The organism is Candidatus Deferrimicrobiaceae bacterium (assembly GCA_035256765.1).
In the GTDB taxonomy this organism is placed as follows: Bacteria; Desulfobacterota; Deferrimicrobia; order Deferrimicrobiales; family Deferrimicrobiaceae; genus CSP1-8.
In genome coordinates, this window is sequence record DATEXR010000017.1 from 1 (window position 1) to 12,364 (window position 12,364).

The window sequence follows — 12,364 nt, forward strand, 5'->3', positions numbered from 1 at the left end:
CCCTCCCGCAGGGGGAATCGCTTCGCCACGGAGACGGCCCTCTCCCGGGCATTGTCCTCCATTCCCCGGATGAAATTCTCCTGGTACCCTTTTCGCTTTCCGGGGGCTTTTCCGCCCGCCCGGATCTTGCCGGAAAGGGTCGTCCACTCCGGCCAGCAGCCCAGGTGGTGCAGCAGGATGGACGCCTTCGACAGGGGGCCGCCCGCGAGGAACCGGGAGGCAATTTCCCCGTTCCGGTAGGTCTTTCCCTTCTTCCCGAGAAGCCCCACTCCCACGAGGGCGTTCAGCAGGATGGAGAGGCGACGGGGATCGGCTACGATGCGCCGGGCCAGGCGGAGAGCGTCGGAGGGTCCTTCGGACAGGGAGGAAAAGACGCCGAGATCGAGCGCCGCGAACAGGACCATGGAACGCTGGTATCCGTGGGCCATCTCCATGAGGTCTTCGACCGTCGTAACCTTCACGATAGGCTCCTCCCCTGTCGGGGGACACTCGTTCGATAGGGAACGCGAGCTAATGAATGCCTCCCCTGACGATCGTTGACGGGCCGTCCTTGACGTCGATGACGTCGTAGCCGGCCGCGCGGATCCTTTCCCTCAACACGTCCGCCTCCGCGAACCTGCGCTCGCGACGGCACCGGTCCCGGCGCATCGCGAGGTCGGCCACCTCTCCCGGTGCGGCCTCCTCCGGCCGCACCTCCTCCGGAACCGCCTCCCCGGAGCCCTCCGCGAGAAGCCCCAGCCCGAGCACCGCGTCCCACTCCCCGGCAAGCGCCCGCCGCTCCTCGCCGGATAGCCCCGAGCGGGCCGCCTCGTGCACGACGGCAAGCGCCCGGGGGGCGTTCAGGTCGTCCCCGATCGCCTCGCGGAAGCGGCGCCGGTACTCCTGCGCCTCTCCGCCCCAGGGAGCTCCGCCGGCCGCCTCCCCCTCCGAGGCGAACGCCTCCTTAAGCCTCGCAAGCGCCCTGGCGGATGCCGCCTGCGCCTCCCAGGTGAAGTTCATCGGCGTCCGGTACTGGAGGGTGAGGCAGTGGTACCGGAAATCGATCGGGCGCACGCCCCGGGCCTCGAGATCGTCGAGCGTGTATTCGTTCCGGAGCGATTTGGACATCTTGCGCCCCTCGACGAGCAGATGCGACGCGTGCACCCAGAGGGAGGCGAATCGCCCGCCGGTGGCCGTCATCGCCATCGCCCGGGAGTTTTCGTGATGGGGAAAGCGCAGATCCACCCCCCCCACGTGGATGTCGAACTCCGGGCCCAGGTACTTCCCCGCCATCGCCGCGCACTCGATGTGCCATCCGGGCCAGCCAAGCCCCCACGGGCTCTCCCAGCGAAACTCCCGTCCCGGCTCCGCCGCAAGCCACAGAGAGAAGTCCTCCGGGCGCTTTTTTTTCCGATGGATCGCGCTGTCCGTCCGGCCTGCCGCCTCTCCCTCCCCCAGGGCCGCGCCGGAGAGCTGCCCGTACCCTTGCGCCTTCCTCACGTCGAAATAGAGGTACCCGCCCTCTCCGTACGTCACCCCCTTCTCCTCCAGCGTCTTCGCCAACGCGATCATCTCGGGGACGTGGGCCGACGCGCGCGGAGAGACGTCGGAGGGGAGAAAGTTCATCCTCCGGCAATCCCGGAAAAACGCCGCGGTGAAGAACTCCGCGATCTCCCGCGCCGTCTTCCCCGCGGCCCGCGCGGCGGCGATCACCTTGTCCTCCGCCTGCTCGAGACGATCCTGGTGCATGTGTCCCATGTCGGTGATGTTCTGCACGGAGAAAGGCGTCAGGCCCGCGAACCGGACGGCCCGCAGGAGCAGGTCCGTCAGCAGATAGGTCCGCAGGTTCCCGATGTGGACAAAGCGGTATACGGTCGGGCCGCACGTATAGATCCCGACGCGGCCCGGCCGCAAGGGGGCGAGGGGGACCTTCTTTCGGGATACGGTGTCGTAGAGGGAAAGCATCGTGATCCCTCCCGGTAGGCGCCGGGGGCGCATGCCTTCCGGCACCGTTCTCCCCGGGGCCGCGCGTCCCGGGCAGAACCCGTCCCCCCGCAGGGGGCTACATCTCCTGGTTGACCTCCCGGTCGATCTCGTCCTGAAGGAGCTTCACGTGCTTTTTCTCCTCCTCCACGAGGAAGAGGAACATCTCCCGGATCGACGGCTCCTTGGCCGTCTTGGCGAATTCCGAGTAGTCCCGGACCGCCGCCTTCTCGCGCTCCAGCGCCATCCGCATCACGTCAACGGGATTCGATGTCTTCATGCCTTCCTCCGGATCGGGGGATTGCCCCGCGGGGCTCTTGCAGTTCTTTCAGGTGCGCCTCGATCTTCGCGAGGTGGATCCTTTCCTCGGATTCCAGGTCGGACAGGAGACCCCGCGTATTGACGTCCTCGACCGTTTTCGCTGCCTGGTGATAGAAGGCGATGGCGTGCACTTCCGCCTTCTTCGCGACGGAGAGCCCCTTCCGCTGCGCGTCGGGCCCTTCGGCTCCTCCCGCCTCGACCCCTTCCTCCCAGGCGAGCCGGTCCAGATCGATGAGGTACGGCAGGTACTTCTCCTCCCAGCCCGCTTCGAACGCGGGGATCCCGTGCTTCGCGGAGAGTTTTCGGATGTGCCCCTCCTCCTCCTCCGCGAGGAAGGCGAACAGGTCCCCCACCGGGGTGTCCCCCTGTCGGCGGGCCAGCCGCTCGTAAAAGATTCTCGCCCGCGTTTCGTGGGCCAGGGCGACCCCCAGGATCTCGATTTCGTTCAGGTCCAGCATCGCGAGCGACTAAGCCTCCGTCAGGCGGGGTTCTTCTTCCGGTAATCTTCCAGGGCGGCCTTCACCGCCTCCTCGGCCATGACCGAGCAATGGATCTTGACGGCCGGGAGACCGTCGAGGGCATCGGCGACGTGCTGGTTCGTGATCTCCTCCGCCTCCTCGATCGTCTTCCCCTTGATCATCTCCGTCAGTATGGAACTGGAGGCGATGGCGGCCCCGCATCCGAACGTGCGGAACTTCGCGTCCACGACCTTCCCTCCCTCGACTTTGAGATAGAGGCGCATCATGTCCCCGCAGGCCGGGTTGCCCACCTCGCCGACGCCGCTGGCCTCCTCGATCTCGCCGACGTTCCTCGGATTCATGAAGTGGTCCATTACCTTCGCGCTGTACGGTCCGCTCGCCATGGCCGTTTACCCTCCCTGCAGGATCTTCTTCTGGTAGTCCAGATAGGTGGGCGACATCTCCCACAGCCGCCTGACGATCCCCGGCAGGACGGACAGGACGTGGTCCACCTCCTGCTCGGTGTTCCCCTTCCCCATGCTGAAGGTGATCGATCCCGTGCAGATGTCGCTCGGGACGCCGATCGCCCGGAGCACATGGGAGGCGATCAGGTCCTCCTCGTCCCGCCCTTTCAGGTTCGAGCTGCACGCCGACCCCGAGGCCGCCATCACGCCATGGACGTTCAGGAACAGCAGAAGCGACTCCCCCTCCGCGTACTCGACCCAGAAGCTCACGTGACCCGGGAGCCGGTCGGTGGGGTGGCCGGTGAAGTGGAGATGCTCGATGGAGGAGGCGATGCCTTCGCGCAGCCTCTTCTCCAGTCGCGTAAGGTGCGACACCCACTCCCCCATCTCCGCGGCGGCGATCCCGGCCGCCCGACCCATCCCCATGATTCCGGGCACATTTTCCGTTCCGGCGCGGTAGCCCATCTCCTGGAAGCCGCCGTCGATCTGGGATTCGAGCCGGACTCCCTCCCGCACCACGAGGGCCCCGGTCCCCTTGGGCCCGTAGAAATTGTGCGCCGAAAGCGTCACCAGGTCCGCTCCCACCGCCCGGAGATCGAGCGGAATGTGGCCTGCCGACGCCGTCGCGTCCGTGTGGAACAGCACTTCCTGCTCTCTCGTGATCCGACCGATTTCCCCGATCGGCTCGATGGTGCCGATCTCCGCGTTGGCGTGCATCACCGAGACGAGAACGGTGTCGGGCCGGATGGCCCGCCGCACATCGTCCGGGTCCACCCTCCCGTCGGTGTCGGTCGCAAGGGTCGTAACCTCGTATCCCCGGTTGCGAAGGAAGGTCAGGGCGTTCAGGACGGAGAAGTGCTCCACCTCGGAGACCACCACGTGCTTCCCCGTTTTCCCGCTCGCTTCCGCCGCGCCCTTGATCGCCAGGTTGTTCGCCTCGGTCGCGCCGGAGGTGAAGACGATCTCCTGCGGCTTCGCATGGACGAGTCCGGCGACCTCCGCCCGGGCGGCGTCCACCGCTTTGAGCGCCTGTTGCCCCTGGTCATGGATGTGCGATGACGGGTTGCCGTACCGCTCGGTGAGGTACGGCATCATCGCCTCGAGCACGCGGGGGTCGAGGGGCGTGGTGGAGATATGGTCGAAGAAGATGTGCGCCAACGGCAGCCCCCGCCTACTCCTTCACCCGGAACTCGGTCATCTTGTCCCGGATCAGCTTGATGTGGTTCTTCTCCTCGTCCGCCAGGAAGCGGAACATCGCCCGGATCGCCGGATTCTGCGCTTCTTCCGAGGCCTTCTTGTACTCCCCGAAATTCTCCATCTCGTGCCGGAGCGCCAGCCGCAGCACCTCTTCCCTCGTCCACTCTGCCATCTTCCGTTCCTCCCGGTCAGGATCTTCGTGAAGTTGCCCAGGTCGCGCGTGCCGCACCCTGTCGGTCTTGCTCCCGAACCCAATATTTACGATTGGGAGAGCGGGCTTTTCGTTTCATCTTTATACCCCTACAATACCTGTTGCACAACACGGGAGTCCGGGATCTCCCCGGCACAGGCCGGCCGTCGCCGTTTGCGGGGATGTCCGGTTGGCGCGAAACGGGAAACCGATCCGCCGTTCCGGCATTTATTATAATGGATCCTGGCGACCCCGAGACGGGAGAAGGCTACCCGGGGGACCGTATCCCGCACGGAGGTTCCGACATGAGGAAAAACCCCCTTCTGCTGGCCGGGGTTCTGGTCCTGGTGTCCGCGACTGCCCTTCCGCTCTCCCGGTGCACGCAGAGCGAAAACCCTGCCGGGAGAGGGGGAACGTCGAACGGCTTTGCCCTCAGGGCGGGGGCGAACGCTCCGCCCTTTTCGCTCAGGGACATCAGCGGCAACATCGTCCAATCGTCGAACCTTCTGGGAAAACCCTTGGCGATCAACTTTTTCACCACGTGGTGCCCCCCCTGCCGGGAGGAGATCCCGGGATTCGTGGACGTCTACAACAAATACAAGGAACAAGGGTTCGAACTCGTGGGGATATCCCTCGACACCGACACCCGGGAGAACCTTCCGTCCTTCGTCATGACGTACCGGATCGGGTACCGGATCCTTCTGGGGGATCTCGACACGGCGAGAGCCTACGGCGGAGTCTACTCCCTGCCGACCACTTTCTTCATCGGGAAGGACGGCAGGATCAGGAACGTTCACGTGGGGTACCTGGATCGGGACGCGTTCGACCGGGAGGTTCGGAATCTGCTTTAGGAGAAGGGCGCCGGACCCGGAAAAGCGGAGAAAAGCCGACGGGGAAGCGGAAGAGGGTCTCTTCGGCTTCCCCGTCCTGTTTTATTCAGAGTCGGACTGAGCCCCGCGCAACTCAGCCCGCGGGGACGGATCGGTCGGAACGCACGCCGAAGTCGGGCACACCGCCTCGCAGTTCCCGCAGTCCGTGCATTTGGTCGCATCGATGTGGTAGAACGGGTCTCCTTCGTCAATGCACTCTTCCGGGCATTCCGGAAGGCAAGCCGCGCAGGCGATGCAATCCGAGGTGATCCTGTACGCCATTCCGTTTCCTCCTGCCTGTCCGATTATACGGATTCCACCCGGTCGACCGAGGGAATCTCCTCTTTCAGCAACGCCTCGATTCCGTTCTTCAACGTTATGTTGGCCATGGGACATCCCCCGCACGCACCGGTCAGACGCACCTTCACGACTCCGCCTTCGACGTCGACGAGCTCCACGTCCCCCCCGTCCGCCTGCAGGGCCGGGCGAATTTTGCCCAGTACCTTCTCCACATCCGTTCTCATTCCGCACCACCTCCTCTGCCAGGGTACCTGTCTAGGGATAAGATGCCGTTTCTCCGTCCGCGGTTCCTTGACTCCGGTCAATCCGCCGAGAGAATCTCGTAGCCGCTCTTTTTGAGGGCGGCCTTGAGCATCTTGTAGTTCTTCGTTTCGATCCGGAGAATGAGGATCTTCATCCCCGGGTCTTCGTGGGAGGCGCTCGCCACCGATACGATGTTCGCGTCGAAGTCCTTGATGAGCTTGAGCACCTCGAAGAGGATTCCGGTCTTGTTCGGCAGGGCCAGCTCGACCCGGTATCCCGGCCCGTGGACCCCCAGCGAATCGAGAAACGCATCGAGGATATCGGTCTCGGTCAGGATGCCGACCAGCTTTCCGCCATCCACGACGGGGAGGCATCCGATCTTCTTCTCCCGCATGATCAGGGCCGCCTCCTCGATGGAGGCGTTGGAGGACACCGTATACACTCTCCGCGTCATGATCTGTTTCACCTTGACCTTGTCGAGGAGGTAGTAGATCTCGCGGATCTCCAGGGACGTGGCGAGAGAGGGCGAGGCCTGCTTGATGTCCCTCTCGGTGACGATCCCCACGAGCTTTTCCCTTCCCTTCATCACCGGGAGATGCCGGATTTCCCTCTCTTTCATGATGTCCATCGCCTTCTTCATCGAATCATTCTCGTCCACGAATAACGGGTTCCGCATCATTCTCTTGGCGACAATCATCGTGTTTCCTCCTGTCGAATCTCGCGTAGGATTCTTGGTCAGGTGAAATACCGCCTGACAAGGTCGAAAGCACGCTCCAGTTCCGCTTCCGTCACAAGCAGATACGAAACCCCTTCCCGCTCCCAGAAGACGAAGGATTTGCCGTCCTTCTCCCCGGAGAGGAAGCCCGATTGGGGAAACAGGGATTCGGGGGACGCCGCATTCCCGATCATCTCCTTCCGGACGACAAGAAGGAGGTACGGCTCCCCCGAGAAGGAGAAGCGGATCGCGGCCGCCTCCTGCCTCCCCGTTTTCTCCCGGTCGATCCCCGTGTACGCGAACCGCTGCTCATCCCGCGGGAGGATGATCGCGGCCCCCGTCCATTCCTTGACCCGCGCCTCCACCTCCGCCGGGTCCCGGGCCGCCCCCTCCCGGTGGGGAACCGCGAATGCCCGTTGGGCTTGTCGCACCAGGTCGTCCACCCGCCGAATTCCCGAATCCCGCGAAATCCGGACGCCCACGACGGCTAGGGTAAGCGTCAGGAAGATCAGAACAATGGCCAGGCGCGGCTGGAAACTTACCAGGCCAAAGAGGGATGTTTTTTCGGCGGTGCGTCTCTCCGGGCTCTCCTGACTGGATCTGACCATCCCTGTGGCTCCCGGCACCCGAAGAACGTCCACCCACCTTCTATCCTACGGCTACCACTCCACGATTTCCACACCGATTTCTTTCGCCAGGTCTCTCGTGGCGGAGTGCACTTTCCCCCGGACGAGGACCACCTCACGGGCCTTCCTCCCCGCCAGCCATTCGCGAGAGGTGAAAAACGTCCCCGTCGCGCGCACCTCGAAGCCCTTTCCCTCTCCCCCGGCAAGGAGGTATTCCTTCCTCTCCTCGACGGGGATCTTGGCGACGGCGAGGAGTCCCTGAAGAATCGACCTGCCGGTCTCGCCCTTCCCCGCGACGAAGACACCGTACCCCGAGTTCTGGATGATCGTGCGGAGGGCGGGGGACATTTTCCCGGTGTCCACCACGAATCGCTTCCCTCCCGCCTCGAAGATCCTCTCCGGCTGGATGGTCAGGAGGAAGGAATCCCCTCCCCCGCCGATACGGATCCGTTTTCCTTCCGTCTTCGGAATGCCCAGCAGATCGAGGGAGAAATCCAGCGCCTCGAGACCTTCCTGCGGCAGGGAATTCCGGGGGGCTTCCTCTCCCGCCTTCTTTGCCGGCTCCCACCCGGCGAGAAACCCTTCGTTCGCGGAGGGGTCGAACGAGAACGGCAGCACCCGGATCCCGACCCGATCGGCATACCGAAGAACCGCGGTGAGCTCGGAGGCGGGCTTCTCCGGAACCTTCTTGATGAGGATGATCTCGCCGTTGAGCAGGCTCTGGCTCGTCCGCAGGACCACCCACCGGGCGGGCAGGGTTACCGACACCGATTCCCCGATGACCGGTGGATGAGCAATCCCTTCCTTGACGGAGTAGTATCCGGAGGCGCCGAGCAGGCGGTCCACCATCTCCTCCGCGCCGGAAGCCCCGTCCATCCGTACCACGCGGTAATTCTTCCACGTCTCCGTGATCAGGCGGCGAACCTCCGCCGGCAGGGCGCCCCGGAAGTCGATCAGCGCATGGATTCCCCCGGAAAAACGCACGACGGGGTACTCCTCGAGATTGAGCACGACCTCCCCTCCCGACGGGATCGGAAGGTAGAGCGTCCCGCGGTCGACCCACTTTTCCCCCAGTCCCCTCGTCAGGTCCGCCAGCAGTCCGCGGTAAGGCGGCTTCGGCTGGGGAAGCGGAGGAGGCGCCGGCTCCTTCGCCTTTGGTCCGATCACCACGGCGGGCGTTTCCGGAGCGGGGGACGCTTGCACCGCGACCCGGGACTCCGGCTTCGCCGCCTGCAGCGCTTCCCCCCCGGGTTCCGGCGCCACCTCCCGCGTCAGCGCTACCGCGGGGGCCGGCCTCTCCCGGGAGACCGGCGGTGCGGGGGCGGGTTCCGCCACCCGGGACTCCGGTTTCACCGCCGGCTGTGCCTCCGGCTGCGGGCCGACCTCCTGCGTCAGCGCCAGGGCGGATGCCGCGGGGGCGGGGATCTCCTCGACGGCCGGCGGTGCGGGGGAGGGTTCCGCCACCCGGGACTTAGGTTGCGCCGCCGGTTGTTCCTCCGGCTCCGGCGCAAGGTCCTGTCTCTGCGCAACCGCGGACGCCGCGGGCGCGGGGGTCTCCTCGACTGCCGGCGGTGCGGGGGAGGGAACTTCCGGCGCCTTCTCGGCGACGGCCACCGGCTTCTTCTCGAAATACTCCCCGGTGGGAAGCAGGATGGTCTTCCCGGCCATGATCATGTTCACGTCGCGAATGGAATCGTTCAGTTCCTTCACGGCGGCCAGATACCGGGAGAGGTCCCCCCTTTGGACTCCCCGTGCGGCCGATATTCCCGAGAGGGAATCCCCCCGCCGGATCTGGTAAGCGACCGTTTTCCCGGTTTCCACCAGGCGGGCGGTCTTCATGCCGAGGGCGGCCGGGATGAGGATCCTCTGGCCGGGGACGAGCTTCCCGGGATCCTTCACATCCGGGTTGGCCCGCAGGAACTCGCGGAGCAGGGAGGGATAGTCCGCCGGGAAGAGCGGGGACTTTTCGCTCAAGATCTTCCAGAGCGTATCCCCTTTCGAGATCGTGTGCACCTCGTAGAAGGTCTTCCGCCCCATCGAGGTCTCCTCGAAGATCTTCTTCTCGAGATAGATCCTCGGGCGCTCGGCCTCCTCGCCCCGTGAACCGGAGGCCAAAAGGAGAACCGCCAGAACCACCGGTGCGTACCGGATCATCAGTACCCCTCCCCCGTGAAGGTGTTCACTCCGGCGTGGACACCGATGGTCTTGTACATTTTCGGGCCCTCCCACGGCTCGTCCAGGATCCCGTCGTGGATCGCCCAACTTCTTCCCCGCAACGTCTTCTCCTGGCCGGGCATCCGGAACGGCGAGCTCCCGTCGAGCCGGCCGAACAGAACGCCGCCCGGGCGAAATTCCCGGTCGATCCCTTTCATCTTCTCACTCCCGTTCATGTACTGGAAGCCGCTCCTTTCGTAGAGAATCGCGCTGTTATAGGTCAGGGGCTCCAGAAAATAGAAGTTGTGCCCGAGACGGCCGAAAAGATTCTCCCAACACGCGACGATGTCCGTCATTGCCCGGAGGCCCCTCCGGACCTGCCCGGGGCCCAGCCCGGCCTTCATCGCCCGGATCTCCTCCGGGACGTTCCGGCGGGTCGTCCCGAAATAGGTGTCCCGCCCGGCTTCGTCCACGTCGATGTCGAACCGCTCGCCGTCGGGGTCGTTCACGATGACAAAAGAGATCTCCATCTGCCCGTAGGGCGAGTTGGAGACATCGAGGAAATACGCTGCGTCCCGGTCTTCCGGGTCGCGCCACAGGTCCACCTGGAAGAACGGCATCCGTTCGGGGCACACGAACCGGACGCATCGCACCCCCCTGTCGTTCCGGAACGTCTCCGGCTCGATCGAGAACCTGTCCAGCAGGCGGCGCGGAACCAGGACGGAGAGGAGCGCTTCGCGCTCCTTTTCCGGCATGCTGTTGATTTCGTAAATCGAGGTGGGCAACGGGACCGCTAATCTTTCTCGTACAGGGCGTCGAGCAGACTCCCGTACTTCTTGATGACCACCTTGCGCTTCACTTTGAGCGTGGGGGTGAGCTCCCCCGTTTCCTGGGAAAAGTCGGTGCCGAGCAGGACGAACTTCTTCACCTGCTCGAACGAGGCCAGCTGGCGGTTGATCTCGTCGACGCGCCCGCGCATCATCGCCTCCACCTTGGGGTTCTTGGCGAGAAGGACGGGGTCCTTCTCCTGGATGCCGTTCTGCTCCGACCACTTCCCGATTTCCTCCGCCGAGAGGGTGAGGAGGGCGGTCAGGTACTTTCGCCGGTCGCCGTAGACGAAGGCCTGGCTGACGAACTTGTCGTTCTTGAGCAGGTTCTCCACGTTCTGGGGGGCGACGTTCTTGCCGCCCGAGGTCACGATGATGTCCTTTTTCCGGTCCGTGATCCGGAGGAATCCCTCGGAATCCAGCTCCCCGATGTCGCCGGTGTGCAGCCACCCTTCCGGGTCGATCGCCTCCCTCGTCGCCTCCGGGTCGCGAAAGTACTCCTTGCACACGTGGGGACCCCGCACGAGGATCTCCCCGTCGGGGGCGATCCGGATCTCGGTGCCCGGCAGCGCCTTCCCCACCGTTCCGAACTTGTAATTCTCGTACCGGTTGACCGCCGTGACGGTGGAGTCCTCCGTGAGCCCATACCCCTCGAGGATCAGGACGCCGAGGGCGTGCAGAAACTCGGCGATCTCCGGGGAGAGCGGCGCCCCCCCGGATATGGCGAACCGGAACCTGCCGCCCATTCGCTCCCGGATCTTCCGGAAGACGAGTTTCTCCGCGACGGAAAGCTTGAGGGCGAGGAATCCTTCGACCGGTTCCTTCCTCTGGCGGCGTCGGGACGCCTCGCGCCCCACGCCGAGCGCCCAGTGAAAGATCGCCTGTTTCAGCCCTCCGTCCTCCTCCACCTTGGCCAGTACCCGGGCATAGAATTTCTCGTACAGCCGGGGTACGCTCACCATGATCTCGGGCCGGACGAGCGCCAGATCCTCCCCGACCGTCTGGATATCCCGCGCAAATGCGGAAACCGCCATGGCGTCGAAGGTGAGGAAATGCTCGAGCCTCCCGAGCGAATGCGCCAGGGGGAGGAACTGGAGGAACAGCTCTCCCCTCCGGACCGTGACGGCCTCGAGGCACGACGTGACGATGAAGACGTAGTTGCTGTGCAGGGTCACCACCCCCTTCGGCGGACCGGTGGTGCCGGAAGTGTAGATGAGGGTCAGGTCGCCCTCGGGGGTGATCTCCTCCGTACGTCGGGCAAAGGCCTCCGGGTTGGCCGAAGCGAATTCGATCCCTCTCGCCCGAAGGGCCGGGAGGTCGATCGTCCCCTCCCGCCCCTCCGGACTCCCGGAGAACAGGATCACCTTGGACAGCGCGGGGAGGTTCCTGCGGACGCCTGCGACCTTGTTCCTCTGCATCTCATCCTCGACGAACACCGCGCGGGCCTGCGAGTGCGCGAGGATATACTCGACCTGGTCGGGGAGGTTGGAGGGGTAGATCGGAACCGGGACGAACCCGGCGATGATGGTGGCGATGTCGGCCAGACACCACTCGACGCGCGTGGTGGAGAGAATCGCCACCTTGTCCCCCCGGGAGAGGGACAGGGACATCAGACCGTTCGCTATCTCCCGGACGGCGGTTCCGACTTCCCGGTACGTCATCGGATCCCACTTCCCGTTCCGGGGGACGAGATAGCGGACGGAATCGCCCCCCTCCTCGATCCTGTTCAGGAACATCCGGTTCATCGTTTTCTCTCTCATGTCCTCCCCCGCGCATCCGGCTTCCTATTGCAGCATCTCGTAAATGGCTTGACGGTCCGATCCGCCGCCGGGATCGCCCGGGACAGGCGGCCTTCCCGCGCACAGGGCGCTGCGGAACCGGCAGCGGGCGGGCGCAAGGTCCCGATCGTTTGCCAACGCAGCCCCCCGGCATCCAGAGGTCCGTTCCGGAAGAGGCCGTGCACCGAGAGGGTCGATGCGCCCCGACCGGCGAGGCGCCCGGCCGAGGCGTACCCGCCGCGGTACGGTGAGGGCGGGCA

General features: G+C 64.9%; 14 protein-coding genes. 1 reads left to right on the forward strand and 13 read right to left on the reverse strand.

The window, feature by feature from the left end:
• The 7 genes from VJ307_00520 to VJ307_00550 all read right to left on the reverse strand — a co-directional run.
• A partial coding sequence (locus VJ307_00520) for a methyltransferase dimerization domain-containing protein (protein ID HJX72608.1) occupies positions 1-461 on the reverse strand: 461 nt, incomplete at its 3' end.
• A 49-nt stretch (positions 462-510) separates the two neighbouring features.
• Positions 511-1,944, reverse strand: a complete 1,434-nt coding sequence (gene cysS / locus VJ307_00525; protein HJX72609.1) for a cysteine--tRNA ligase — start codon at positions 1,942-1,944, stop codon at positions 511-513.
• A 97-nt stretch (positions 1,945-2,041) separates the two neighbouring features.
• Positions 2,042-2,242 (reverse strand): ferritin family protein, encoded by a 201-nt coding sequence (locus tag VJ307_00530; protein HJX72610.1) that lies wholly within the window; start codon positions 2,240-2,242, stop codon positions 2,042-2,044.
• Positions 2,220-2,741, reverse strand: a complete 522-nt coding sequence (locus tag VJ307_00535) for a ferritin family protein (GenBank protein HJX72611.1) — start codon at positions 2,739-2,741, stop codon at positions 2,220-2,222. Before VJ307_00535 ends, VJ307_00530 begins: the two co-directional genes overlap by 23 nt.
• A 20-nt stretch (positions 2,742-2,761) precedes the next feature.
• Positions 2,762-3,145 (reverse strand): Fe-S cluster assembly scaffold protein NifU, encoded by a 384-nt coding sequence (gene nifU, locus VJ307_00540; GenBank protein HJX72612.1) that lies wholly within the window; start codon positions 3,143-3,145, stop codon positions 2,762-2,764.
• A gap of 6 nt (positions 3,146-3,151) precedes the next feature.
• The gene (locus VJ307_00545; GenBank protein ID HJX72613.1) at positions 3,152-4,363 is read right to left on the reverse strand and encodes a cysteine desulfurase family protein; all 1,212 of its coding nucleotides are present in this window, start codon (positions 4,361-4,363) and stop codon (positions 3,152-3,154) included.
• 13 nt (positions 4,364-4,376) lie between these two features.
• On the reverse strand, positions 4,377-4,574 hold the full coding sequence (locus VJ307_00550) for a ferritin family protein (GenBank protein ID HJX72614.1): 198 nt from the start codon (positions 4,572-4,574) through the stop codon (positions 4,377-4,379).
• Positions 4,575-4,897: 323 nt separating this feature from the next.
• Between VJ307_00550 and VJ307_00555 the strand changes: the two genes are divergently transcribed.
• Positions 4,898-5,443, forward strand: coding sequence for a TlpA disulfide reductase family protein (locus VJ307_00555; GenBank protein ID HJX72615.1), 546 nt, complete (start codon positions 4,898-4,900; stop codon positions 5,441-5,443).
• Positions 5,444-5,766: 323 nt separating this feature from the next.
• Here VJ307_00555 and VJ307_00560 read toward each other — a convergent pair whose 3' ends face one another.
• From VJ307_00560 to VJ307_00585, 6 genes are all read right to left on the reverse strand, one after another.
• The gene (locus VJ307_00560) at positions 5,767-5,985 is read right to left on the reverse strand and encodes a NifU family protein (GenBank protein HJX72616.1); all 219 of its coding nucleotides are present in this window, start codon (positions 5,983-5,985) and stop codon (positions 5,767-5,769) included.
• A gap of 77 nt (positions 5,986-6,062) precedes the next feature.
• Entirely contained in the window at positions 6,063-6,701 is a 639-nt protein-coding gene (locus VJ307_00565; protein ID HJX72617.1) for a CBS and ACT domain-containing protein, read from the reverse strand.
• A 38-nt stretch (positions 6,702-6,739) separates the two neighbouring features.
• Entirely contained in the window at positions 6,740-7,327 is a 588-nt protein-coding gene (locus VJ307_00570) for a hypothetical protein (GenBank protein HJX72618.1), read from the reverse strand.
• 51 nt (positions 7,328-7,378) lie between these two features.
• The gene (locus VJ307_00575; protein ID HJX72619.1) at positions 7,379-9,499 is read right to left on the reverse strand and encodes a LysM peptidoglycan-binding domain-containing protein; all 2,121 of its coding nucleotides are present in this window, start codon (positions 9,497-9,499) and stop codon (positions 7,379-7,381) included.
• Positions 9,499-10,284, reverse strand: a complete 786-nt coding sequence (locus tag VJ307_00580) for a hypothetical protein (protein HJX72620.1) — start codon at positions 10,282-10,284, stop codon at positions 9,499-9,501. The genes VJ307_00575 and VJ307_00580 overlap by 1 nt, the downstream gene beginning before the upstream one ends.
• A gap of 8 nt (positions 10,285-10,292) precedes the next feature.
• Positions 10,293-12,086, reverse strand: a complete 1,794-nt coding sequence (locus VJ307_00585) for a long-chain fatty acid--CoA ligase (GenBank protein HJX72621.1) — start codon at positions 12,084-12,086, stop codon at positions 10,293-10,295.
• Between the last annotated feature and the right edge of the window lie 278 nt (positions 12,087-12,364).

Excerpts from the sequence above, each read along its gene's own strand:
- cysS (HJX72609.1), bottom strand. The coding sequence starts at position 1,944 with ATGCTTTCCCTCTACGACACCGTATCCCGAAAGAAGGTCCCCCTCGCC.
- VJ307_00530 (HJX72610.1), bottom strand. The coding sequence starts at position 2,242 with ATGAAGACATCGAATCCCGTTGACGTGATGCGGATGGCGCTGGAGCGC.
- VJ307_00535 (HJX72611.1), bottom strand. The coding sequence starts at position 2,741 with ATGCTGGACCTGAACGAAATCGAGATCCTGGGGGTCGCCCTGGCCCAC.
- nifU (HJX72612.1), bottom strand. The coding sequence starts at position 3,145 with ATGGCGAGCGGACCGTACAGCGCGAAGGTAATGGACCACTTCATGAAT.
- VJ307_00550 (HJX72614.1), bottom strand. The coding sequence starts at position 4,574 with ATGGCAGAGTGGACGAGGGAAGAGGTGCTGCGGCTGGCGCTCCGGCAC.
- VJ307_00555 (HJX72615.1), top strand. The coding sequence starts at position 4,898 with ATGAGGAAAAACCCCCTTCTGCTGGCCGGGGTTCTGGTCCTGGTGTCC.
- VJ307_00560 (HJX72616.1), bottom strand. The coding sequence starts at position 5,985 with ATGAGAACGGATGTGGAGAAGGTACTGGGCAAAATTCGCCCGGCCCTG.
- VJ307_00565 (HJX72617.1), bottom strand. The coding sequence starts at position 6,701 with ATGATTGTCGCCAAGAGAATGATGCGGAACCCGTTATTCGTGGACGAG.
- VJ307_00570 (HJX72618.1), bottom strand. The coding sequence starts at position 7,327 with ATGGTCAGATCCAGTCAGGAGAGCCCGGAGAGACGCACCGCCGAAAAA.
- VJ307_00575 (HJX72619.1), bottom strand. The coding sequence starts at position 9,499 with ATGATCCGGTACGCACCGGTGGTTCTGGCGGTTCTCCTTTTGGCCTCC.
- VJ307_00585 (HJX72621.1), bottom strand. The coding sequence starts at position 12,086 with ATGAGAGAGAAAACGATGAACCGGATGTTCCTGAACAGGATCGAGGAG.